The organism is Mesorhizobium amorphae (assembly GCF_014843845.1).
In the GTDB taxonomy this organism is placed as follows: Bacteria; Pseudomonadota; Alphaproteobacteria; order Rhizobiales; family Rhizobiaceae; genus Mesorhizobium; species Mesorhizobium amorphae_A.
This window is the reverse complement of the sequence record NZ_JHQS01000006.1, coordinates 105,764-127,771: the sequence shown is the minus strand read 5'-3', so window position 1 is coordinate 127,771 and position 22,008 is coordinate 105,764. Positions and strand designations below refer to the sequence as shown.

The following is a 22,008-nucleotide window of genomic DNA, read 5'->3' as shown; positions in this document are numbered from 1 at the left end:
TGGTGCAGCATGGCGCCAGTGCTAGATAGTTCCGATTCCTGATCCCTTTCATACGGTTGCCTTTCCATGAGCCAAAGATCCTGCCTGTCCGTCATCCTCGCTGCCGGCGAAGGCACTCGCATGAAGAGCGCGCTGCCGAAGGTGCTGCATCAGATCGCCGGCCTGCCGATGGTTGCCCATGTGGTGAAGGCGGCTGAGGCCGCCGGCGCCGGTGACCAGGCGCTGGTGATCGGCCATGGCGCGGAGGAGATGCGGAAAGCGGCGACCAAGTTTGCGCCGAAGGCAGAGACTTTTGTGCAGGAAAAGCGCTTGGGCACAGCGCATGCCGTGCTGGCTGCGCGCGACGCGATATCAAGGGGTTACGACGATGTCCTCGTAATGTTCGGCGACACGCCGTTGATCGATCCGGACGCGCTCACCGTGGCACGGTTGAAACTGGCCGAAGGTGCTGGCGTCGTTGTGATCGGTTTCCGCACGGCCAACCCGACCGGCTATGGCCGCCTGATCGAAAAGGGCGGCAAGCTGGTCGCAATCCGCGAGGAGAAGGACTGCTCCGACGAGGAGAAAAAGATCACCTTCTGCAATGGCGGGCTGATGGCGGTGGCCGGCAGCCAGGCGCTGAAGCTGCTCGAAGCGGTCGGCAACAAGAACGCCAAGGGCGAATACTACCTGACCGATATCGTCGAGATCGCCAGCGGCCAAGGGCTCGATGTCATCGCCACCGAGGCCAGTTTCGAGAACGCGCTCGGCATCAACAACCGCGCCGAGCTGGCCGAAGCCGAAGGCATCTGGCAGCGGCGCCGGCGGCGCGAGGCCATGCTCTCGGGAGTCACGCTGATTGCGCCCGAGACCGTGTTCTTCTCACACGATACGGAGATCGGCGCCGACACCATCGTCGAGCCCAATGTCTGGTTCGGGCCCGGCGTGAAGATCGCCACGGGCGCCAAGATCCATGCCTTCAGCCATATCGAGGGCGCCACCGTCGCCTCGAATTGCGATGTCGGGCCGTTCGCGCGGCTGCGGCCCGGTGCCGATCTCAAGCAGAAGGCCAAGGTCGGCAATTTCTGCGAGGTCAAGCAGGCTGTCATCGAGGAGGGCGCCAAGGTCAACCATCTGACCTATATCGGCGATGCGCGGGTTGGAGCGGGCGCCAATATCGGCGCCGGCACCATCACCTGCAATTATGACGGCTACTCGAAATTCTTCACCGATATCGGCGAGGGCGCCTTCATCGGCTCGAACTCCTCGCTGGTGGCGCCGGTCACGATCGGCAACGGCGGCTACATCGCCTCGGGCAGCGTGATTACCGAAAGCGTGCCGGATGACGCGCTGGCCTTCGGCCGCGCCCGCCAGAAAACGATTCCAGGCAAGGGCAAGGAATTGCGCGAGCGTTTTGCTTCGGCGGCTGCGGCGAAGAAAAAGTGAATATTGGCAGGCCAAACGCCTGAAAAACCGAACGATTGCAGTAACCGGATTGCAAGAGCGGTCTGTCATGGTGCATTGCGAGCAGGACCGTTCCGCTGACACGGAACGAAACGCAAAGTGACTTTTACGGCAGGCCGGCAATCCCTAGATAGCGCTGGGTTTCTGCAAGGAATCGGGGGCAAGCGCCATGTGCGGTATCGTCGGAATTGTCGGCCAGCAGCAGGTCGCGCCGCTCATCGTCGATGCGCTGAAACGGCTCGAATACCGCGGCTATGACTCGGCCGGCGTCGCCACCATCGAACATGGCGAACTTGGCCGCCGGCGCGCCGAAGGCAAGCTGGTCAATCTCGAACGCCTGCTGAAGAACGAGCCGCTCGGCGGCACGATCGGCATCGGCCACACGCGCTGGGCAACGCATGGCGTGCCGAACGAAACCAACGCGCATCCGCATTTTTCCGACGGCGTCGCCATCGTCCACAACGGCATCATCGAGAATTTCGCCGAGCTGCGCGACGAACTAATCCGCGACGGCTATTCTTTCTCGTCGCAGACCGATACCGAGGTCGTGGCGCATCTGGTGGCGCGCGAACTGGCCAGGGGGCTGAAGCCGGTCGAGGCCGCGCACCAGGCGCTGAAGCGGCTGGAAGGCGCCTTCGCACTGGCGATCATGTTCAAAGGTGACGAGGATCTGATCGTCGGCGCCCGCAATGGCCCGCCCTTGGCCGTCGGCCATGGCGACGGCGAGATGTTTTTGGGGTCCGACGCCATTGCGCTGGCGCCCTTCACCAATTCGATCACCTATCTGGAAGACGGCGACTGGGCGGTGGTGCGACGCAACGATGTCGCCATTTTCGACATGGACGGCAACAAGGTCGAGCGCAAGCGCCAGCAGTCGCTCTCGACCAGCTTCATGGTCGACAAGGGCAACCGCCGACACTTCATGGAAAAGGAAATCCATGAGCAGCCGGAAGTGATCTCGCACACGCTGGCGCATTATGTGGATTTCGTCTCCGGCGTCTCGAAGCCGCTCGAGCTGCCCTTCGATTTCGCCAAGATCGGACGGCTGGCGATCTCGGCCTGCGGCACCGCCTATCTCGCCGGCCTGATCAGCAAATACTGGTTCGAGCGCTATGCGCGGCTGCCGGTCGACATCGATGTCGCCTCGGAATTCCGCTACCGCGAGATGCCGCTGTCGGCCAACGACGCCGCCTTCTTCATCTCGCAGTCGGGCGAGACCGCCGACACGCTGGCCTCGCTGCGCTACTGCCGGAAGGCCGGCATGAAGATCGGCGCCGTCGTCAATGTGCGCGAATCGACCATGGCACGCGAATCCGATGTGGTGCTGCCGACGCTGGCCGGCCCGGAGATCGGCGTCGCCTCGACCAAGGCTTTTACCTGTCAGCTCTCGGTGCTGGCCTCGCTTGCGATACGCGCCGGCGTGGCGCGCGGAACGATTTCGCGTGAGCAGGAAAAGACGCTGGTGCGCGAGCTGTCGGAAGCGCCGCGCTACGCCAACCAGGTGCTGAAGCTCGACGGGCAGATCGAGCGCATTGCGCGGGAACTGTCGCGCTACAAGGACGTGCTGTATCTCGGCCGCGACACCAATTTCCCGCTGGCCATGGAAGGCGCGCTGAAGCTCAAGGAAATCTCCTATATCCACGCCGAAGGTTATGCTGCGGGCGAGCTGAAGCACGGCCCGATCGCGCTGATCGACGAGAACATGCCGGTGATCGTCATCGCGCCGCATGACCGCATCTTCGAAAAGACGGTGTCGAACATGCAGGAAGTGGCGGCGCGCGGCGGCAAGATCATCCTGATCACCGACAGCAAGGGTGCGGCACAGGCGAGCGTCAAGACGATGGAGACGATCATCCTGCCCGACGTGCCGGAAATCATCTCACCGATCGTCTACGCGCTGCCGATCCAGATGCTCGCCTACTTCACCGCCGTGTTCATGGGCACCGACGTCGACCAGCCGCGCAATCTGGCGAAGTCGGTGACGGTGGAATAGGCAGCGTTTAAAAACTTCGCAATTCCAAACCGCCTTGCGGTTCACTAATGTCGCGTTGCAATCAGCGCGCTGCGGTGAACCCATGTCCGACGCTCCCAAGACCTCAGGCATGACCCGGCTGCGGAATTATTTCCTGACCGGCTTCATCGTCTGCGCACCTCTGGCCATCACCGCCTATATCGCCTGGTCGTTCATCGGTTGGGTCGATTCCTGGGTGAAACCTTATATTCCGGCCCGCTACAGCCCCGACACCTATCTGCCGGTCCCGGTTCCGGGCTTTGGCCTCATCGTTGCCTTGATCCTGATCACGCTGATCGGTTTCATGACGGCCAACATCGTCGGCCGCGCCATCGTCAACTTCGGCGAACGCTTGCTCGGTCGCATGCCCTTGGTGCGCGGCATCTATGGTTCGCTGAAGCAGATTTTCCAAACGGTGCTGTCGAACAAGGGTGACATGTTCCACCAGGTCGGGCTGGTCGAATATCCGCGCAAGGGCGTGTGGTCGCTGGTTTTCGTCGCCAGCGAGAAGGAAACCGAGATCAACCAGAAGCTCGACCAGGAAGGCGATCCGCTGATCGCGGTGTTCATGCCCTGCACGCCGAACCCGACCACCGGCTTCCTGATGTATGTGCTGAAATCCGACATTGTGCTGCTCGACATGACGATCGAGGACGGCGCCAAGCTGATCGTCTCGGCCGGGCTGGTGGCGCCTGAGGTGAAGGCCAAGATCGTGACCGTCAATGGCGAGCGGATCGATGGCCCGCTTGCCAATCCGCCGCTCGGCGCCGGGCCTCAGCCGGCGCGCAGCAGGCGCACGGCCTCGTCGCGGCCGAACAGATAGAGCAATAGCCGAAGCGCCGAACCGCGCTCGGACTGCAATTCCGGATCGCGCGACAGGACCAACCTTGCGTCGTCGCGGGCGGCCTCGAGCAGGTCGGCATGCGCCTCGATGCGTGCCACCTGGAAGCCCGGCGTGCCGGACTGGCGGGTGCCGAGCAGTTCGCCTTCGCCGCGCAGTTTCAAATCCTCCTCGGCGATACGAAAACCGTCCTCGGTCTCGCGCATCACCGACAGCCGGCGTTTTGCCGTCTCGCCCAGCGGATCCTTGTAGAGCAGCACGCAGGACGACGGCTTGTCGCCGCGCCCGACTCGTCCGCGCAGCTGGTGCAGTTGCGCAAGGCCGAAGCGCTCGGCGTGTTCGATCACCATGATGGTCGCATCGGGAACGTCGACGCCGACCTCGATAACCGTGGTGGCGATCAGGATGCGCGTCTCGCCCTGCTTGAAGGCGCGCATCGCCTCGTCCTTCTCTGTGCCCTTCATGCGACCATGCACCAGCCCGATCCGGTCGCCGAACAGCGGCTTCAGCGAAGCAAAGCGGTCCTCGGCCGACATCAGCTTGATCTCTTCGGATTCCTCGACCAGCGGACAGATCCAGTAGATTTTTTGACCGTCGGTGACGGCATCGAGCATACGGCCAACCAGTTCGTCCAGCCTTTCGAGCGGCAAGGTCACGGTGCGGATCGGCTGGCGGCCGACCGGCTTCTCGGTCAGCTTCGACACATCCATGTCGCCGAAGGCGGTCAGCACCAAAGTGCGCGGGATCGGCGTCGCCGTCATCACCAGCATGTCGGGCGCATCGCCCTTGGCGGTGATGGCAAGCCGCTGATGGACGCCGAAACGGTGCTGCTCGTCGACCACGGCGAAGACGAGGTCATGGAAAGTCACTGTTTCCTGGAATAGCGCGTGGGTGCCGACAACGATGTCGATTTCTCCGTTTGCAAGACCGGCGAGCGTGTCGGTGCGCTCGCGGCCCTTTTCGCGGCCGGTGAGGATGGCGATGCGCAGGCCGGCCTTTTCAGCCAAAGGGGTGATCGTCGCCAGATGCTGGCGCGCCAGGATTTCGGTCGGCGCCATCAGCGCCGCCTGACCGCCGGCCTCGACGGCCCGCGCCATGGCGAGCAGCGCGACCACCGTCTTGCCGGAGCCGACGTCGCCCTGCAGCAGACGCAGCATGCGTTCCGGGTCGGCGAGATCGGCGTTGATTTCGGCCAGGGCGAATTCCTGGCTGGCGGTCAGCGAATAGGGCAGGGCCGCGCGCAGTTTTTCGACGATGCGGCCGTCGCCAATCAGCGGCCGGCCGGACAGGCGGCGCACCTTGGCCCGCACCAGGGCCAGCGACACCTGGCCGGCCAGCAACTCATCATAGGCAAGCCGCCGCCATGCCGCCCCCTCGATGGCGACATCGATCGGGTCGGCCGGGTTGTGGATGCGGGTGAGCGCATCGTCGAAGGTCGGAAAAGTCTGGCGGCGCATGAAGGCGTCGTCCTGCCATTCCGGCAGTTCCGGCAGCCGGCCGAGCGCCTGGCCGATCGCCCGGCGCAGCACCTTTCCCGACAGGCCGGCGGTCAGCGGATAGACCGGCTCGACCAGGGGCAGGGCTTCGGCGTCACTGGCCAGCGCGATATGATCGGGGTGGACCATGGTCGGGCGGCCGTTGAACCATTCCATGCGGCCAGAGACGACGACATGCTCGCCCACGGGCATGGCCTTTTCGAGATAAGCGGCATGGGCATGGAAGAAAGTCAGGCCGATTTCGCCGGTCTCGTCATGGGCATAGACCCGGTAGGGCACCGACCTGTTGCCGCGCGGCGGCGGCTGATGGCGGTCGATGCGCACTTCGAGCGTGACGATGGCGCCTGCCGGTGCGAGCGCAATGCCCGGCCGGTTGCGGCGGTCGATCACCGTGTGGGGCAAGACGAACAAGAGGTCGCCGGCGCGGGCGGCGCGGTCGCCGAGATCGGCAGTGACCACCTTCTCGATCAGTGTGCCGACTTTCGGCCCAACGCCGGCAAGCGAGGTGATCGGGACGAACAGCGGATCGAGGAGGGAAGGACGCATGATGTCAGCTTATGTCGCGACGGTCATTGCGCAAGGCTGACACCGCCCTCTATCCACGCTATATGCGCCGCTTCAGACAGGGATGCGGTACGATGACCGGAACGAAACGATCAAGCGAGGGGCTCGATGCCCGCCGCCGCAAGCTTCTGTTCCGCTCCTGGCATCGCGGCATGCGCGAGATGGATCTCATCCTCGGCAGCTTCGCCGATGCCGAAATCGGCGCCTTGACCGGCGACGAGATCGACCAATATGAGAGGCTCCTCGATGTTCCCGATACCGAATTCCTGCCTTTGATCACCGGCGAGCGCGCGGTTCCGCCCGATATCGATTGTGCCGTCCTGCAAAAGATCCTGGCGTCGCGCCGGACCATGACTTTCTGAAAACGTTGAATCCATGAGCCTCATCCCCTCCATCGGCCTGCCGAAAGGCCGCGCCGGCCAGTTCATCGTCGATGGCGTCGCCGATGGCTATGAAGCCTTCGCGCTGGTGCAGACGGCGCATGAGATCGGGCCCGACAAGCCGGTGCTGTTCGTGGCGCGCGACGGCCAGCGCCTGCCGGCGATCATCGAGGCGCTGGCCTTTGCAGCCCCCGGCCTGCCGGTGCTGGAACTTCCGGCCTGGGATTGTTTGCCTTACGACCGCGTCTCGCCGGGTTCCGATGCCGCCGCCAAGCGGCTCGACGCGCTGACGGCAATGATCGCGCTGGCCACAAAACCGCACCGCGCCGTCATCCTCACCACGGCTAATGCGCTCTTGCAGCGCATTCCGCCAGCCGATCTGGTCGAGGCGCAGACCTTCCATGCCAAGCCGGGCAACCAGATCGATATGAACGCACTGATCGCGCGGCTCGAGACATCGGGTTTCGAGCGGGTGCCGACGGTGCGCGGCGTCGGCGAGTTCGCCGTGCGTGGTGGCATTCTCGACCTGTTCGCGCCCGGCTGGACCGAAGCGCTGCGGCTCGATTTCTTCGGTGACACGCTGGAATCGATCCGTGTGTTCGACGCCGCCACGCAGCGCACCACCGGGCAGCGCAAGTCGATGGCGCTGCAGGCGATGAGCGAAGTGGCGCTGACGCCCGAGACCATCAGCCGTTTCCGCCGCGCCTATATCGAGGCCTTTGGCGCGCCGCAGCGCGATGACGGGCTCTATGCGGCAGTCAGCGAGGGCCGGCGCTTCGCCGGCATGGAACATTGGCTGCCGTTGTTCTATGAGCGGCTGGAGACGGTGTTCGATTATCTGCCCGATATCCCCGTCGTCTTCGACCATCTGGCGCATGAGGCGCTGGCCGAACGGCATACGCTGATCCTCGACCACTACGAGGCGCGCCGCAAACAGGCCGACGGCGCGCTGAAGGACGCCGTGCCCTACAAGCCGGTGGCGCCTGACCTGCTCTATCTTTCGCCGGAAAACCTCGTTGCCTCGCTTGGGCCGCGCGAAGCCATCGACTTCACCGCCTTCGACGCGCCGGATGCAGGCGCGAAAAAGATCTTCCACGCCGGCTCGCGCCATGGCCGCGCCTTCGTCGAAGAACGCGCCGACCCCAACGTCAACGTCTTCGACGTCGTCGTGAAGCATATCGCCGACGAGCGCGCCGCACGCCGCCGCGTCGTCATAGCCGGCTGGACCGAAGGCTCGCTCGATCGGCTCGGCCAGATTCTGGCCGAACATCATCTCGGCAATCTCGTGCCGGTGGCGACTCTTGCCGAAGCGGACAAGCTCGAGCCGGGGCAGGCAGCACTTGCCGTGCTGCCGCTGGAATCCGGCTTCGAGACGGAAAAACTGGTCGTCGTTGCCGAGCAAGACATTCTCGGCGATCGCCTGATCCGGCGCTCCAAACGCAAGAAGCGCGCTTCCGACTTCATCGCCGAGGCTTCGTCCCTGTCGGCCGGCGACATCGTCGTCCACACCGATCACGGCATTGGCCGCTTCATCGGCCTGCGCACCATCGAGGCGGTCGGCGCGCCGCATGACTGCCTCGAGATCCACTATGCCGGCGACGACCGGCTGTTCCTGCCGGTGGAAAACATCGAGCTTCTGTCGCGCTACGGCTCGGATTCGGCCGAGGCGACGCTGGACAGGCTCGGTGGCGGCGCCTGGCAGTCGCGCAAGGCGCGGCTGAAGCGGCGGCTGCTCGATATGGCCGGGCAGTTGATCCGCATCGCCGCCGAGCGGCAGATGCGCTCGGCGCCGTCGCTGGTGCCGGCGGATGGCCTCTATGGCGAGTTCTCCGCGCGCTTTCCCTATGAGGAAACCGACGACCAGCAGACGGCAATCGATTCCGTCATGGACGATCTCGGCGCCGGCAAGCCGATGGACCGGCTGATCTGCGGCGATGTCGGCTTCGGTAAGACGGAGGTGGCGCTGCGCGCCGCCTTCATCGCGGCGATGGAGGGTTTTCAGGTCGCCGTGGTGGTGCCGACGACGCTGTTGTCGCGCCAGCATTTCAAGACCTTCTCGCAGCGCTTCTCCGGCCTGCCGATCCGCGTCGCTCAGGCATCGCGTCTGGTCGGCGCCAAGGAATTGGCTGAAACCAAGAAGGGTCTTGCCGAAGGCACGGTCGACATCGTCGTCGGTACCCATGCGCTGCTCGGATCCGCGATCTCGTTCAAGAATCTCGGCCTTTTGATCATCGACGAGGAGCAGCACTTTGGCGTCAAGCACAAGGAACGGCTGAAGGACCTGAAAACCGATGTGCACGTGCTGACCCTGTCGGCGACGCCGATCCCGCGCACCTTGCAGCTAGCCTTGACCGGCGTGCGCGAGCTGTCGTTGATCGCCACGCCGCCGGTCGACCGGATGGCGGTGCGCACCTTCATCTCGCCCTTCGATCCGCTGGTCATCCGCGAGACGCTGCTGCGCGAGCGCTATCGCGGCGGCCATTCCTTCTATGTCGTGCCGCGTATCAGCGATCTCGCCGAAATCCATGATTTCCTGCGCGAATCCGTGCCCGAGCTGAAGATCGCGGTGGCCCATGGCCAGATGCCGCCGGGCGAGCTCGACGACATCATGAACGCCTTCTACGACGGCCAGTACGATGTGCTTTTGTCGACCACCATCGTCGAGTCCGGTCTGGACATCCCGACCGCGAACACGCTGATCATCCATCGCGCCGACATGTTCGGCCTGTCGCAGCTCTACCAGCTGCGCGGCCGCGTCGGCCGCTCGAAAGTGCGCGCCTATGCGCTGTTCACGCTGCCGGCCAACCGCAAGTTGACCGACACCGCCGAACGCCGGCTGAAGGTGCTGCAGTCTCTGGACACGCTCGGCGCCGGCTTCCAGCTCGCCAGCCACGATCTCGACATCCGGGGCGCCGGCAATCTTCTCGGTGAGGAACAGTCCGGTCACATCAAGGAGGTTGGCTTCGAGCTCTACCAGCAGATGCTGGAAGAGGCGGTGGCCGAAGTGAAGGATTCCGGCGAAGTGCAGGACGGCGGCTGGTCGCCGCAGATCGCCGTCGGCACGGCGGTAATGATCCCGGAGGGCTATGTGCCCGACCTGCAGCTCAGGCTGGCGCTCTACCGCCGCCTCGGCGACCTCGAAAACACCGAGGAGATCGACGCGTTCGGCGCCGAGCTGATCGACCGCTTCGGACCGCTGCCGGAGGAAGTGAAGCATCTCCTGAAGATCGTCTTCATCAAGGCGCTCTGCCGCAAGGCCAATGTCGAAAAGCTCGATGCCGGCCCCAAGGGCGTCGTCATTCACTTCCGCAAGCGCGAGTTCCCCAACCCGGTCGGATTGGTCAAGTTCATCGGCGAGCAGGGCTCGCTGGCCAAGATCCGGCCCGATCACAGCGTCGTCTTCAGCCGCGACTGGCCGAGTGCCGAAAAGCGGCTGGCCGGGTCAGCGGTGGTGATGACGCAGCTGGCGCGGCTGGTGGCAGCGTAGCGAGGCTGCTCGCGGCGTCTGGCGCATTCGCCAGCGCTGAAATTCCAGTCTAGAATAGGAAATCGGCTTCGTGTATGGAGCCGCCACCCCCTTATGGGGCTGGAATAGCGGCGAGGATGCCGGCTGGAAAGAGCGTTTGGGTGCAACGATGACGAAATGGTCGCCGAATTCGTGGAGGGCAAAGCCGATCAAGCAGGTTCCTGCTTATCCGGATCTTGCCGCGCTGAAGAACACGGAAGCCCAGCTCGCCACCTTTCCGCCGCTGGTTTTTGCCGGTGAGGCGCGCAAGCTGAAGAAGCAGCTTGCAGCTGTCGCAGCCGGTGACGCATTCCTTCTCCAGGGCGGCGATTGCGCCGAGAGTTTTGCCGAGCATGGCGCGGACAATATCCGCGACTTTTTCCGCGTCTTCCTGCAAATGTCGGTGGTGCTGACCTTCGCCGGCGCGCAGCCGGTGGTGAAGGTCGGCCGCGTTGCCGGCCAGTTCGCCAAGCCGCGCTCGTCCGACAACGAGACCAAGGGCGAGGTGACGCTGCCGAGCTACCGCGGCGACATCATCAACGGCATCGAGTTCGACGCCAAGTCGCGCATTCCCGATCCCGCTCGCCAGGAGATGGCGTACCGCCAGTCGGCGGCGACGCTCAACCTTTTGCGCGCCTTCGCGCAGGGCGGCTATGCCAGCCTGGAGAACGTGCATAGCTGGATGCTGGGCTTCGTCTCCGACAGCCCGCAAGGCGAAAAATACGAGTCGCTCGCCAACCGCATCACCGAGACGATGGACTTCATGCGCGCGGTCGGCATCACCTCCGAAACCAATTTCGCGCTGCGCGAGACGGATTTCTACACCAGCCATGAGGCGCTGCTGCTCGGCTATGAGGAGGCGCTGACCCGCGTCGATTCGACCTCGGGCGACTGGTACGCCACGTCGGGCCACATGATCTGGATCGGCGATCGCACGCGCCAGCCCGACCATGCGCATGTCGAATACTGCCGCGGCATCAAGAACCCGCTTGGCCTCAAATGCGGCCCGTCGTTGACGCCGGACGGATTGCTGGAACTGATCGATCTGCTCAATCCGGAGAACGAGCCGGGCCGGCTGACGCTGATCGCGCGCTTCGGCTCGGACAAGGTTGCCGACCATCTGCCAAAGCTGGTGCGGGCGGTGCAAAAGGAAGGCCGCAGCGTGGTGTGGTCGTCCGACCCGATGCACGGCAACACGATCGAGGCCGCCGGCTACAAGACGCGGCCGTTCGACCGCATTCTCAAGGAAGTGCAGACCTTCTTCGAGGTGCACCGCGCCGAGGGCACGCATCCGGGCGGCATCCATGTCGAGATGACCGGAAAGAACGTCACCGAATGCACCGGTGGCGCCCGCGCGATCACCGCCGAGGAATTGCAGGATCGCTACCACACGCATTGCGACCCGCGCCTCAACGCCGACCAGGCGATCGAGCTGGCCTTCTTGGTCTCGGACCTCTTGAAGAAGAGCCATCCGGTCCAGCACAAGCAGGCCGCCAACGGCTGAGCCTGTCTGCAGACAGAATGGATTGAACAAAAGCGCTGGAGAGATCCGGCGCTTTTTTCGTTTCGCGGAGACGCATGACGGGCCGCGATCACATCAGCGCTTACGAAAATGTGTTCTCACACGACCATCGCAAAACCAAGATTGAGGTGGAACGCACAGCCGACTTAGTGCCCTCTCGATGCGATCGCCAGCACCATGCGTCACGAGCATGCCATCATCCACCACCGCGGGCTTGATTTCTGGTCGGCACGCGCCGCGGTCCTCGTCATCATTTGCCTGCAGCTTCTCGTCATCAACGATCTGTCATTCGGGCCGCGGTGGCTGGCTCCCGCGATCGAGGCAGCGCTCCTCATGCCTCTCTCGATCGCGACGGCATGGACGCAAATGGCAACCCAGAGGGCTGTCGAGCACGATCACTGGTACGCGATCGGCCGGTTTCGCGTGTTCATCCGTCGGATGGCGCTGGTGATGACCGGCGTCATCAGCATCATGAATTGCGGTGCGCTGGCCTTCCTGGTGCGCGCGCTGCTGGGAGGCCATGCCGGCCCCGGAACGACGCTTCTCGTCGATGCACTGAACATCTGGGTCACCAACGTCATCGTCTTTGCGCTTTGGTTCTGGAGCACCGACCGGGGCGGACCGCCGACCTGCGGGCTGGTCAAGCGCGCGCAGGCCGACTTCCTCTTCCCACAAATGACGCTGCCCGATCGCGAAATCCAGGGCTGGCTGCCCGGCTTCGTCGACTATGTATTCCTGGCGTTCACCAATGCGACGGCGTTCTCGCCGACCGACACCTTGCCGCTCACCCAGCGTGCCAAGCTGTTGATGATGGCGGAGGCGATGATCTCGCTGCTGACCATCGCGCTTGTGGCCGCGCGCGCGGTCAACATACTGGCTTAAGGCCGCCCGCGCTCCCAGCGCAGGCCGGCAAGCCTCGGGTCGGAAAAAGCAGTCCTGGAGAACTCGATGCGCTTTTCGGGAAATTCGCAGATCGCCTGCACGCCGAAGGCGCCGAGGCGGATGCGCCAGGTCTGCGGCTCCAGCGGCTTTGCCTTGGCAAAACCCTTGCATGTCAAAAGCGCGATGTTGGCGCCCTTCGGGTCGCGCGCCGAGCGATAGCGGATCGCCTGCAGCCCGGCCTCGCGCGCGACATCGGCGATCGCCTGGCAGGCGCTGTAGTCGGTCGGGTGCGTCCATGCGGCCGCGTCACGATCGAGCTGCGGTCGCGTCAGGTCGACGGTCGCGGCACATTTGATGGCGGTGGCGAAGGCGGTGTAGTCGGCGGCGTCGCGCGGCCATGGCGTGTCGGGGGATTCCGCGAAGAACAGCAGACGGTAGAAGGCCATTTCGGCGACCGCTGTCAGCATCGTCTCGGCGGCATAGTAGACGCCCAAGGTCCTGCCGGCGCGGCGGAAGCGTGAGCCGTGCGGATAGATCGATCCATAGCGGAAAGGCGTTGCCAGCAGATAATGGAGATGCCGGCACTCCAGCGGGATCTGCGGCTTGGTCTGCTCGATCAGGTCCTCGAGCAGGGCCTGTTCGTCGAGCGTATCGACGACCTTCAAGGTCGAGACGCGATGCTGCGCCTCGACCATGCGCCAGTACTTACCGTCGAGTGGAACGGCCTCAGACGAGAGCGCGGCGGGAGTCCAGATAGGCGATGACATCGACGAGCCCTGATATTGTCTGGATTTTCTCGACCGGCGCGCCGTCGAAGGCCGTGTTGGCATTCTTCAGCCATGCCCGGGCGATCGTCTCGTCACCGCCGACAATGGCGTCGAGCGAACGGAACAATCGGACGAACAGCACCGCAAGCTCGAATGGCTTGGTGCCGCGCTCCAACAGGAATTCCTGTTTGCGCATGCGCGAAACCGTGGCTTCCGAGACGCCGATGATCGACGCCAGTATCCTGGCGGTGATGTCGAGCAATTCAGCGGCGCGCAGCGTGGCCTTGGTCAGGACCGCGTTCTCGGCTGCGCCAGCAGCGATTTGAGGCTGTATCATGGGCGTATTTTCCATTTCTATGGAAAATATAGCTCACAAAAATTCACATGGAAAGGTGGTGGCAACAATTTTTCTGAACTCTGGCGGGCATTCGCCCATCGCAGGAGGGCCGCCCGTGACGGCTCAGTCCTTCTTGTAGAGCAGCCAGCTCTTGCCGGCGCGGCCGGCCATCGCCGAATGGCGGGTCACGCGATTGCGCCCGCTGACTTTCGAGCGATAGAGCGCCCGGTCGGCCTTGGTGTAGAGATCCTCGGGGCTTTCGGCCTCGGATGCCATGCAGATGCCCATCGACACCGTCACGGTGCCATAATTGGTGCCGGTCTGGCTGCTGGTGAACGGTGTCTGCTCGATCAGCATGCGGATGCGCTCGGCGATCTCGTAGGTGGTGTCCTCGCTGGCGCCTTCGACGATCAGCGCGAACTCCTCGCCGCCGGTGCGGGCAACGAACATGTCGCCGCGGATGCTGGTCTGGAGGATCTCGGCGATGATCTGGATGATCCTGTCGCCGACCGGGTGGCCGTAACGGTCGTTGATGTCCTTGAAGCGGTCGATATCGGCAAGGATCAGGGCGTTGAACAGGATGCCCTTGTTGCTGTTGTAGATCTTGGTGATTTCCTTGTCGAAGGCGCGGCGGTTCCAGATATGGGTCAGGGGATCGGTGTCGGCGAGGCGCTTGTATTCCTCAAGCTTCGACTTGACGCTCTCGAGTTCGGCGGTCTTGTCGCTGAGTGTGCTCGCTACCTGCCTGCCATGCTCGATCGTCGAATTGGTGGCCGCCGACATGGCGCCAACGATCTTCTGCAGCAGGTCTTGGGAAAGCAGGCTGCGGTTGCTCAGTCCGTTCGACGTTTCATCGAGGATCCTGCCGTATTTTTCGATGTGGGTGCGTTCGCTTCGCAGCAGCGAGGCGATGTCCTCGAGTTCCTTGGCGATGACGTCCCGGGCATGCTCGACGATGCCTGGGCCGTGATGCTGGGCAAAGAAGGTGCGCCCGATGCGGTCGAGATCTTCCTGCGTCGGCCGGCTGCTCAGCGAAACCACGGCGAGGCTGAGCTCATGGTTGCTGCCGCTCAGCGCCTCGTAAAAGATCTCGTAGTTGCGCGGCAGGCCAAGCACGCCAAGCTGGCGCATGGTTGCCACCACGGTGCTTGCAATGTCCGTGTTCCTGTCGGTCGGGGCGGCTGCCGGCTGCATGTTCTGTTCACTCTACCCCTAAGAGCCACCGCAGACCTGCGAGTGCCGGACGTCGCCGATGCGGGGAGTGCGACCGAAATTCCAGACATGCGAAGAGATGCGTCCCCAATCACGACCTCCGCTTGCAGGAACAATAGATGCGAGCGCGCTAAAGTTTCCTTAATGCGCTGCATTGCAACGCATTTTCTTCTACCTCAGGATGCAAGAGGCTTTTTGGCGACCAGGCGGCGAGGATTTCGGAACGCGTCCTTGCGGTGTCGCTTTTGTCTGTGCCTGGCCGGCGCAAAACTGGAATCCTGCCGGCGAAACTGACTCTGGCAGCGAAATCAAACGGAGGCCGAGATGAGCGACGATCACAGCGGATCATGCCTGTGCGGGGCGGTGCGCTTCAGGACGCGGGGGGCTTTGCGCGGCGTGATCTACTGCCATTGTTCGCAGTGCCGCAAGCAGAGTGGGCACTACTATGCCGCAACCAACGTCCCCGATGACAACATCACAATCGCGGGTGCCGAGAACATCAGCTGGTACGAAGCGTCGTCGTTTGCCAGGCGCGGCTTCTGCAAGACATGCGGCTCGGTGCTGTTCTGGAAGCCTCACCAGGATGCCTATGTTTCGGTCATGGCCGGATTGTTCGATGCGCCGACCGGGCTTCAAGGTGAGAGTCACATCTTCGTCGGCGACAAGGGCGACTACTACTCGATCGACGACGGACTGCCGCAATTCGAGAAATCGACGCCGGCGCTCAGGGTCGCGGACGAATGATTTTTGCGGGGTCTGCCTTATTCCCTTGATCCAGCGGTTGCGATATCCCCTGCCGGTGACTCGGAAAGGGACGTTGGGCATGCAGCGGCTGATCGATGCTTTCTATAATTCGGTGCGGGCGTTTCGCAAGCTGGCCGCCAGCGAAAAGGCCTTCCAGCAGGAGCTGATGCTGCTGGTGCTTGCCTTGCCGCTCGGCTGGTTCGTGTCGACGTCCTGGCGTGGCTACGCGCTGCTGATCGGCGCGGTGCTGCTGCTGATCATGGTCGAAGTGCTCAACACTGGCATCGAGGCGGCGTGCGATGCCTTCAGCCGCGAATTCAACGTCGACATCCAGCTGGCCAAGGATTGCGGCTCGCTGGCCGTGCTGATTTCGGTGGTGATCGTCGCCGGCGTCTGGGGCATCGCCATCATCGAGCGCATCACGGGGCTACCGATCTGATCTTGCCAACACTATATGGCGGTTACCCCAACCTGATCCCGACCATGATCTGATCCGAAAACCGGTATCCACTTTTCGGGATCATGGTCCAGGAGACCGCCATGTCGGATGTTGCCAATTTTCTGCTGCTTGAACGGACAGGGCTGCCGGACGATTTGCGCTGGCTGGTCGATAGATATCCGCGCGAGATGTGGCAGGGCCACGCCAACATCCACGGCATGGCGAACATGTGGCTACAGCGGCACGACATGTTCCGCGAACTCGGCGGCATGCTGACCAGCGGCATTGGCGACTATCGCGAGGGCAGGCTGACGGCGCCGGATTTCGCGCGCTGGTTCGCGCCGCGCCTCAACCATTTTCTTGGGCATCTCGACGGCCACCACAATGTCGAGGACCATCATTATTTCCCGGTCTTCGCCAAGGCGGAGACGCGGCTGAAGCGCGACTTCGAGATCCTCGACGCCGATCACCACACGATCCATGAGGGGTTGGAGCGCAATGCCGAGGCGGCGAACGCCTTCATCCGGGCGCTGGGGGAGAGCGAGGACAGGCAGCGCTTTGCCGCCGATGCCTATGCCGACGAGAACAGCCGGCTGATCGCCATGCTCACAAGGCATCTGGCCGACGAGGAAGACCTGATCATTCCGCTGATCCTCGACCGAGGCGACCGCGCGCTGGACCCCGACTGACGTTCACGTTTCCCCGGCATCCTTGGCGCGTTCCTTGCCTGCAACATGGTGGGCAAGGAACCAGGCAAGGCCGGCCACGGCAAGGCCGATGGCCAAGGCGATCAGCAACCGCTCGTGGCGATGCAGTGCCTGGCCGACGATGCGCTCGGCTCCAAGCCCGAAGACATAGCCGACAGTGCCGAACAATGCCGCCCAGACCAGCGACGAGACGGCGTTGAGGATGACGAAACGCGTTGCAGTGATGCTGGCAAAACCGGCGGCGATGCCGCCGACCAGGCGCATGCCGTAGATGTAGCGGTTCGACAGCACGAAGATGTTGGGATGCGCGGAGACGAGGCGAAAGGCGTGGCTGAAACCCGGCCTTGCCTTCAGTTTGAGAACATAGGGATGATCGGCAAAGCTTCGGCCGAGGATGAAGAAGAAGGTGTCGCCGACGAAGGCGCCGAAGGCGGCCGCCAGGAAGGCCTGCCACAACACGAAAACGTGCTGATGGGCGAAGAAGCCGCCGAGGATGGCGGCACTTTCGCCTTCCGCGACGCAGCCCAGGAAAACCGCGATCAGCCCATACTGCTCGATGAGATGATGGATCGCCTCGGTCATCAGGAGCTTTGCCGCGCCGACAGTTTCTCGTCGATCCGTTTGACCTGTTCGGCCAGGCGCAGGATCTCGTCGCGCAAGCCGATGATCTCGCTGTGGCGCAGGTCGTCCAATTTCTCGTGCAGCGCCATGATCTCGATTTCGGCCTTGAGATTGACCTCGTAGTCGTGGGCGGCGTCGATACGGTCGCGCTCGGTCTGGCGGTTCTGCGACATCATGATGACCGGCGCCTGCAGCGCCGCGACCATGGACAGCACCAGGTTGAGGAAGATGAACGGGTAGGGGTCGAAGGCATCGCGCGTCAGCAGCCAGACATTGCCTGCGGTCCACAGGATCAGAAAGGCGATGAAGCTGAGTATGAAGGACCACGAGCCGCCGATCCGGGCGATGGTGTCGGCGACGCGATCGCCGAGCGTCTGGTGAAAGGCGACGGCCTTGTTGGTGTCCTTCGATATGGTGGTGCGCTCGAGTGTCGATTGCAGCACCCGGCTTTCAAGTTTGCTCAAGGCATCCGGCCTTCGCTTCAGCCAGCGGCTTGCCAGATCTTCGACGGTCTTGTTCATGTCTCGTCTCCGTCAGCGTGTGCGATAGACGTAGAGGCTGCCGGTTCGAACGGGAAGTGGTAGATTGACGCGACCTGTGAGGGACCAAATGGCCGATTTCCAGAAAATCCGCGCCCGTGCGGCAAAACGCAAAGGCGGTGAGGCGGCGTTGGCGTCGCTGCTCGGGCCCATGCCCGACAACGCTGCCGTGGCGAAGGTTACGGACGATCGCATCCTGTCGACGATGGCCGAGCGCGTCTTTGCCGCCGGCTTCGTCTGGCGCGTCATCGAGCAGAAATGGCCGGGCTTCGAGGAAGCGTTTCTCGGCTTCGAGCCGAAGCGGCTGTTGTTCCAGCCCGACGATTTCTGGCACGAGCTGGCGTCCGACAAGCGCATCGTGCGCAATCCGCAGAAGATCAAATCCGTGCGCGACAATGCCGCTTTCGTCGAGCGCGTGTCGAAAGAACATGGCGGCTTCGGCAAGTTCCTCGCCGCCTGGCCGGCCGACGACCAGGTCGGGCTGATGGCCTATCTCGGCAAGCATGGCAGCCGGCTCGGCGGCAATACCGGCCAGTACTTCCTGCGCTGGCTGGAATGGGACGCCTTTATCGTTTCGGCTGACATGGCAGCCGCATTGCGCGATACCGGTCTCGACATTGCCGAAAGCCCGACCTCGAAGAAGGATCTCGACAAGATCCAGGCTCAGATCAATGCCTGGGCCGCGCAAACCGGGCTGCCGCGTCGACACATTTCGCGCATCCTGGCGATGTCGATCGGCGAGAACCATTCGGCGGAAGCACTGCGCGAATATATGGGCGAGTAGGCATCCATTGAACGGTCTGACACGACTGACATATGTCCATCTGTCTTGGGTACCCAAGCAAACGCTTTGCCTATTCATCCATTTTTCAGCGTTATCCGTTCCGTTGTGCCTCCATTGATCGTCGGCTACAGTCATTCCCATAAGAGCAGGCTCGTCTTGGAATACTTGTCTTGATTGAGGGGGGGCATGTCGGAGCTGTTGGATAGGCTGGAGGCAGCTTTTACAGCCAAGCGGCCTGAATATGAGGCTTTCGTCGACAATCTGAAAGCTCTGCTGCAGAACCTACTCGAAGCCGGCGAAATCGAGGTAGTCCGCATCGAGGGCAGGGCGAAAGGGCTCGCCAATTTCCGTGACAAAATCAGTAGACCGAGCAAGCAAGGTAAGTACCACGCCTTGGAAGATATTACTGACTTGGCCGGTCTCAGGATCGTTGTTTACTATCAGAAAGATGTAAGTTCTGTAATTAAAATACTGGAATCTAATTTTGAAATAGATACTAAAAATAGTACGAATAAAGCAAAGGAAATAGAAATCGATAGGCTTGGATATCAGTCAATCCACTACATTGTTTCTCATTCTGCCGCTCGTCGAGGATTGGACGAGAACAAGCGCTTCCAAGGAATGAAGGCAGAGATTCAAGTTAGCACTGTTCTGCAGCACGCTTGGGCGGTTCTGGATCGACGCTTGCGTTACAATAATAACGCAGAGATGCCGGATGCCATAAAAAGGATATTGTTCTTAATAAGTGGGCAACTTGAAACTGCTGATATCTTATTCACTCAAGTTGACGACGAGGTTTTCCGTATACGAAAGGAATACGGCAAGAAGCTGCGAGAAGGTCAGGTAAGTGTTCCAATAAATGTGGACTCATTGACGGCATTTGTGACGTCAAGTTCCTTGGTTCAAGATATAATAAGCAGCGCAAAAGCCGCCGGACTGATGTCAAAAGACCGTTCTCCGACGAGTGAAGTGAGGGATTATAGCCGCCAAAAGCTCGTTGATATATTGGATGGGGCAGGAATCAAAAGTATATCGGAATTTGAAAATATACTGCAGAACCTGATTGCTGAATTCGATAAAATCTTCATGGAGGTGGTAAGCGAACTCGTTCCGATGGAATACCGTATGTCGATTTTTGCGGTGTTAAGGGCACTCATGTTCTTTTCGGACGACCGGAATGTCGTACAAGCTGCAAAGGATTACGGGGCGTTTTCTGGGCGCACAAGGGAGCGTATACTCGCCGCCTACGGTGCGCTCGTTCAAGGTGGATCGGTGTAACTCGTATCCCACAAAGGTCCGACAGACTTGAGATTGTTCGCTTTCATGACCGAGTCGCCTGCCGAATCTCTTCGTAAAAGTTGTGCAGACCAAAACCGGCTTTGTCCCGGAACTCTTTCTCTGTCGCTTTTAGCTGCTGGGAGACGGGCCTGTAGTCTTTGATCTTATCAATTGCGTAAAGGCAGCCGGCAAGCCTGATAGCGCTACGGCTTTCGCCACCTCGCATTTGATCTGGAACCTTAGGTTGGCACGTTCCCGTTCCAGCTCCTCGGCCTCCTTTCGGTAAGCCGAAATGCTCGCTTGTGCCTGCTCTTGGAAATCTGCCCTGTCGCCTATTTCAGCCGATATGGCAGCGATAGACTGAAGCATTTCGTCCCTAGCTGCAGCTTGATGACCCCACGCAAGGGTGCGCAGTTTCAACACTTCGTCTACAGGCATGGCCGCTAAACACCGCCTCGTCGATGTACTCGCTATGGCCAATTCGCATCACCTGTGAACGTGTCGCCCAGAACGGATCGAACTCCGTGACTTTGTCCATGATCGAATTGGCTCGGCTTGCAATCCGATTGGCGACGTTTCCCGACGAAGCTTGTCCGAAGAACGGAACCATGTTCCGTGATGCGCAGAAGCCGATTGTCCTCATGACAGAGGCTATCCTCGCACGGCCAATTCTGGAGTATTCCTCTCGAAGGTTCGCTCGCTTTAGCGCCCGCTTGATTGGCTGAATGGCCGGGTCGTTATTGATTCCACCGTCGGCAGCCGATTTGACGGCGAGTTCCTGAACTATTTCGTCGGGTAAGGAGAAAAGCCATTGGTCATTCTCCAGCGCAGCGGACACAACGTCTTCGTCCCGTGCAACGTTGCGAAAAGCCCACAGAAGAAATCTCGGGTTGAGCGGATAGCCGCCCGCTAAGACACTACCGATGGTCACGGAATCTGATGAAGATCGATCATAAGAGGAAGTGACGTCAAGCAGCCCCTGTCTACCCGCTATCGCAAACTCGTCGAGGATTTGTTGGAAATCATCGTCGTAGCCGGGAGCCTTTCCAAGCGGTTTCACCGGTCCAATGTTAATCCCAAGGAGCGGCGGCATCCCCATCGCTATCATGAACGACTGCGGGGGAAAGAACTCTCGGTCATCGGGATCGAACAGTACGACCCGATCAAAGGTGAGAAGTGCCCTTTTAAGTTCAAGCGAGCTAGGAACTCGCTCTGTCGGAGAAACTACGGTCTCATAAATCAAGGGGCTTATAGTCCCTTCGCAGAAATTGGCGATCTATCTTTGTTCTCCTGGATGTGTTCTTGAAGGCGTTCGTTGTCTAGCAGCATAATATTGATGCGGTCCGCAAAACATGCAACCTGAAGTGGAAAAATACCCTCTGACCCTGCTTGCGAAACAGAGAAATTGTTTTCTTTCTGGTGGTATTCCATGTCCGGATATTTTTGTTTCAAAACACTTGATAATTCCATTATTAACTCTGTACATTCTGAATATCTTGATAGGCTGCTAGCGTCTATTTCGTATATCAGAGCGGTGGCAGGGTTGTATTTAACCGAATATTCTTTGAATAAAGGGTTCGGGTCCGGTGGAGATATCTTCTGAATCCATTCGGGCGCTGCCCATAAACCCTTTTGAACCACCAATTCTCCTATTAAGTTATAATTACTTACCTCGTTTCCAATCCTGACGCCAAACAACCTTTCAAATGGCTGTTCCGCAACGGCTGAAGCGGGGTCTGTTACGAGAATGGTGTCAAAGACGGCTGTCTCTATCGGGGTGTGTTTGGCAGTGCCGGTCCAGAATGGCGTTGCAGACTCGGGCATAGCTCCCGCTGTTTCAATCGTGACAAGACACGTGGTAGCTGCAACAAGGCGCAGTATGTGACCAAATTCCATAATTAGACTCCCCATGCACCACTCGAACCATTGTGCATAA

Annotated in this window: 20 protein-coding genes; 12 read left to right on the top strand and 8 right to left on the bottom strand. The window is 61.2% G+C overall.

The annotated features are described in order from the left end of the window. Positions 1–66: 66 nt before the first annotated feature. The 3 genes from glmU (at position 67) to DH08_RS01755 (ending at position 4,277) form a co-directional block, all read left to right on the top strand. Positions 67–1,425 (top strand): bifunctional UDP-N-acetylglucosamine diphosphorylase/glucosamine-1-phosphate N-acetyltransferase GlmU, encoded by a 1,359-nt coding sequence (gene glmU / locus DH08_RS01765; protein ID WP_192177604.1) that lies wholly within the window; start codon positions 67–69, stop codon positions 1,423–1,425. Positions 1,426–1,612: 187 nt separating this feature from the next. Continuing rightward, on the top strand, positions 1,613–3,436 hold the full coding sequence (gene glmS / locus DH08_RS01760) for a glutamine--fructose-6-phosphate transaminase (isomerizing) (protein ID WP_192177603.1): 1,824 nt from the start codon (positions 1,613–1,615) through the stop codon (positions 3,434–3,436). Between the two features lie 82 nt (positions 3,437–3,518). Further along, the gene (locus DH08_RS01755) at positions 3,519–4,277 is read left to right on the top strand and encodes a DUF502 domain-containing protein (RefSeq protein WP_192177602.1); all 759 of its coding nucleotides are present in this window, start codon (positions 3,519–3,521) and stop codon (positions 4,275–4,277) included. On the opposite strand, the gene recG is transcribed toward DH08_RS01755, so the two are convergent. Beyond that, entirely contained in the window at positions 4,229–6,337 is a 2,109-nt protein-coding gene (gene recG, locus DH08_RS01750) for an ATP-dependent DNA helicase RecG (RefSeq protein WP_192177601.1), read from the bottom strand. The genes DH08_RS01755 and recG overlap by 49 nt on opposite strands. Before the next feature lie 92 nt (positions 6,338–6,429). Between recG and DH08_RS01745 the strand changes: the two genes are divergently transcribed. The 4 genes from DH08_RS01745 to DH08_RS01730 all read left to right on the top strand — a co-directional run bounded on the left by DH08_RS01745 (position 6,430) and on the right by DH08_RS01730 (position 12,644). Then, positions 6,430–6,717 (top strand): FAD assembly factor SdhE, encoded by a 288-nt coding sequence (locus DH08_RS01745; RefSeq protein ID WP_192177600.1) that lies wholly within the window; start codon positions 6,430–6,432, stop codon positions 6,715–6,717. 13 nt (positions 6,718–6,730) lie between these two features. Continuing rightward, entirely contained in the window at positions 6,731–10,222 is a 3,492-nt protein-coding gene (gene mfd / locus DH08_RS01740; protein ID WP_192177599.1) for a transcription-repair coupling factor, read from the top strand. Between the two features lie 148 nt (positions 10,223–10,370). Further along, positions 10,371–11,744: a class II 3-deoxy-7-phosphoheptulonate synthase gene (locus DH08_RS01735; protein WP_065518317.1), complete on the top strand. Its 1,374-nt coding sequence runs from the start codon at positions 10,371–10,373 to the stop codon at positions 11,742–11,744. A gap of 195 nt (positions 11,745–11,939) precedes the next feature. Then, positions 11,940–12,644 (top strand): hypothetical protein, encoded by a 705-nt coding sequence (locus tag DH08_RS01730; RefSeq protein WP_192177598.1) that lies wholly within the window; start codon positions 11,940–11,942, stop codon positions 12,642–12,644. Here the strand turns inward: DH08_RS01730 and DH08_RS01725 are convergent. From DH08_RS01725 to DH08_RS01715, 3 genes are all read right to left on the bottom strand, one after another. After that, positions 12,641–13,411 carry an RES family NAD+ phosphorylase gene (locus DH08_RS01725; protein WP_192177597.1) on the bottom strand — a complete coding sequence of 257 codons (771 nt, stop codon included), beginning with the start codon at positions 13,409–13,411 and terminating at the stop codon, positions 12,641–12,643. The two genes, DH08_RS01730 and DH08_RS01725, sit on opposite strands and share 4 nt — an antisense overlap. Beyond that, positions 13,371–13,748, bottom strand: coding sequence for an MbcA/ParS/Xre antitoxin family protein (locus DH08_RS01720; RefSeq protein ID WP_192177596.1), 378 nt, complete (start codon positions 13,746–13,748; stop codon positions 13,371–13,373). Before DH08_RS01720 ends, DH08_RS01725 begins: the two co-directional genes overlap by 41 nt. 123 nt (positions 13,749–13,871) lie before the next feature. Further along, complete coding sequence (locus tag DH08_RS01715; protein ID WP_192177595.1) at positions 13,872–14,942, bottom strand: GGDEF domain-containing protein; 1,071 nt, start codon at positions 14,940–14,942, stop codon at positions 13,872–13,874. 342 nt (positions 14,943–15,284) lie between these two features. Between DH08_RS01715 and DH08_RS01710 the strand changes: the two genes are divergently transcribed. The 3 genes from DH08_RS01710 to DH08_RS01700 all read left to right on the top strand — a co-directional run bounded on the left by DH08_RS01710 (position 15,285) and on the right by DH08_RS01700 (position 16,832). After that, positions 15,285–15,704 (top strand): GFA family protein, encoded by a 420-nt coding sequence (locus DH08_RS01710; protein ID WP_192177594.1) that lies wholly within the window; start codon positions 15,285–15,287, stop codon positions 15,702–15,704. A gap of 79 nt (positions 15,705–15,783) precedes the next feature. Continuing rightward, positions 15,784–16,143, top strand: coding sequence for a diacylglycerol kinase (locus tag DH08_RS01705; protein ID WP_006202019.1), 360 nt, complete (start codon positions 15,784–15,786; stop codon positions 16,141–16,143). A gap of 101 nt (positions 16,144–16,244) precedes the next feature. Then, entirely contained in the window at positions 16,245–16,832 is a 588-nt protein-coding gene (locus DH08_RS01700; RefSeq protein ID WP_192177593.1) for a hemerythrin domain-containing protein, read from the top strand. A 3-nt stretch (positions 16,833–16,835) separates the two neighbouring features. Here the strand turns inward: DH08_RS01700 and DH08_RS01695 are convergent, their stop codons facing one another. Continuing rightward, entirely contained in the window at positions 16,836–17,432 is a 597-nt protein-coding gene (locus DH08_RS01695; protein ID WP_192177592.1) for a DedA family protein, read from the bottom strand. After that, positions 17,432–17,992, bottom strand: coding sequence for a DUF1003 domain-containing protein (locus tag DH08_RS01690; RefSeq protein ID WP_192177591.1), 561 nt, complete (start codon positions 17,990–17,992; stop codon positions 17,432–17,434). Before DH08_RS01690 ends, DH08_RS01695 begins: the two co-directional genes overlap by 1 nt. 88 nt (positions 17,993–18,080) lie before the next feature. Here DH08_RS01690 and DH08_RS01685 point away from each other — a divergent pair, with 88 nt between their 5' ends. Continuing rightward, positions 18,081–18,794, top strand: a complete 714-nt coding sequence (locus DH08_RS01685; protein WP_192177590.1) for a DNA-3-methyladenine glycosylase I — start codon at positions 18,081–18,083, stop codon at positions 18,792–18,794. A 186-nt stretch (positions 18,795–18,980) separates the two neighbouring features. Further along, positions 18,981–20,072, top strand: a complete 1,092-nt coding sequence (locus DH08_RS01680) for a GTP pyrophosphokinase (protein WP_192177589.1) — start codon at positions 18,981–18,983, stop codon at positions 20,070–20,072. Between the two features lie 376 nt (positions 20,073–20,448). Here the strand turns inward: DH08_RS01680 and DH08_RS01675 are convergent, their stop codons facing one another. Together DH08_RS01675 and DH08_RS01670 are read right to left on the bottom strand one after the other, a co-directional pair. Further along, positions 20,449–21,315: a hypothetical protein gene (locus tag DH08_RS01675; RefSeq protein ID WP_192177588.1), complete on the bottom strand. Its 867-nt coding sequence runs from the start codon at positions 21,313–21,315 to the stop codon at positions 20,449–20,451. A 5-nt stretch (positions 21,316–21,320) separates the two neighbouring features. Continuing rightward, positions 21,321–21,968: a hypothetical protein gene (locus tag DH08_RS01670; protein WP_192177587.1), complete on the bottom strand. Its 648-nt coding sequence runs from the start codon at positions 21,966–21,968 to the stop codon at positions 21,321–21,323. Positions 21,969–22,008: the final 40 nt, after the last annotated feature.

Excerpts from the sequence above, each read along its gene's own strand:
- glmU (WP_192177604.1), top strand. The coding sequence starts at position 67 with ATGAGCCAAAGATCCTGCCTGTCCGTCATCCTCGCTGCCGGCGAAGGC.
- glmS (WP_192177603.1), top strand. The coding sequence starts at position 1,613 with ATGTGCGGTATCGTCGGAATTGTCGGCCAGCAGCAGGTCGCGCCGCTC.
- DH08_RS01755 (WP_192177602.1), top strand. The coding sequence starts at position 3,519 with ATGTCCGACGCTCCCAAGACCTCAGGCATGACCCGGCTGCGGAATTAT.
- recG (WP_192177601.1), bottom strand. The coding sequence starts at position 6,337 with ATGCGTCCTTCCCTCCTCGATCCGCTGTTCGTCCCGATCACCTCGCTT.
- DH08_RS01745 (WP_192177600.1), top strand. The coding sequence starts at position 6,430 with ATGACCGGAACGAAACGATCAAGCGAGGGGCTCGATGCCCGCCGCCGC.
- mfd (WP_192177599.1), top strand. The coding sequence starts at position 6,731 with ATGAGCCTCATCCCCTCCATCGGCCTGCCGAAAGGCCGCGCCGGCCAG.
- DH08_RS01735 (WP_065518317.1), top strand. The coding sequence starts at position 10,371 with ATGACGAAATGGTCGCCGAATTCGTGGAGGGCAAAGCCGATCAAGCAG.
- DH08_RS01730 (WP_192177598.1), top strand. The coding sequence starts at position 11,940 with ATGCGTCACGAGCATGCCATCATCCACCACCGCGGGCTTGATTTCTGG.
- DH08_RS01725 (WP_192177597.1), bottom strand. The coding sequence starts at position 13,411 with ATGTCATCGCCTATCTGGACTCCCGCCGCGCTCTCGTCTGAGGCCGTT.
- DH08_RS01720 (WP_192177596.1), bottom strand. The coding sequence starts at position 13,748 with ATGATACAGCCTCAAATCGCTGCTGGCGCAGCCGAGAACGCGGTCCTG.
- DH08_RS01715 (WP_192177595.1), bottom strand. The coding sequence starts at position 14,942 with ATGCAGCCGGCAGCCGCCCCGACCGACAGGAACACGGACATTGCAAGC.
- DH08_RS01710 (WP_192177594.1), top strand. The coding sequence starts at position 15,285 with ATGAGCGACGATCACAGCGGATCATGCCTGTGCGGGGCGGTGCGCTTC.
- DH08_RS01705 (WP_006202019.1), top strand. The coding sequence starts at position 15,784 with ATGCAGCGGCTGATCGATGCTTTCTATAATTCGGTGCGGGCGTTTCGC.
- DH08_RS01700 (WP_192177593.1), top strand. The coding sequence starts at position 16,245 with ATGTCGGATGTTGCCAATTTTCTGCTGCTTGAACGGACAGGGCTGCCG.
- DH08_RS01695 (WP_192177592.1), bottom strand. The coding sequence starts at position 17,432 with ATGACCGAGGCGATCCATCATCTCATCGAGCAGTATGGGCTGATCGCG.
- DH08_RS01690 (WP_192177591.1), bottom strand. The coding sequence starts at position 17,992 with ATGAACAAGACCGTCGAAGATCTGGCAAGCCGCTGGCTGAAGCGAAGG.
- DH08_RS01685 (WP_192177590.1), top strand. The coding sequence starts at position 18,081 with ATGGCCGATTTCCAGAAAATCCGCGCCCGTGCGGCAAAACGCAAAGGC.
- DH08_RS01680 (WP_192177589.1), top strand. The coding sequence starts at position 18,981 with ATGTCGGAGCTGTTGGATAGGCTGGAGGCAGCTTTTACAGCCAAGCGG.
- DH08_RS01670 (WP_192177587.1), bottom strand. The coding sequence starts at position 21,968 with ATGGAATTTGGTCACATACTGCGCCTTGTTGCAGCTACCACGTGTCTT.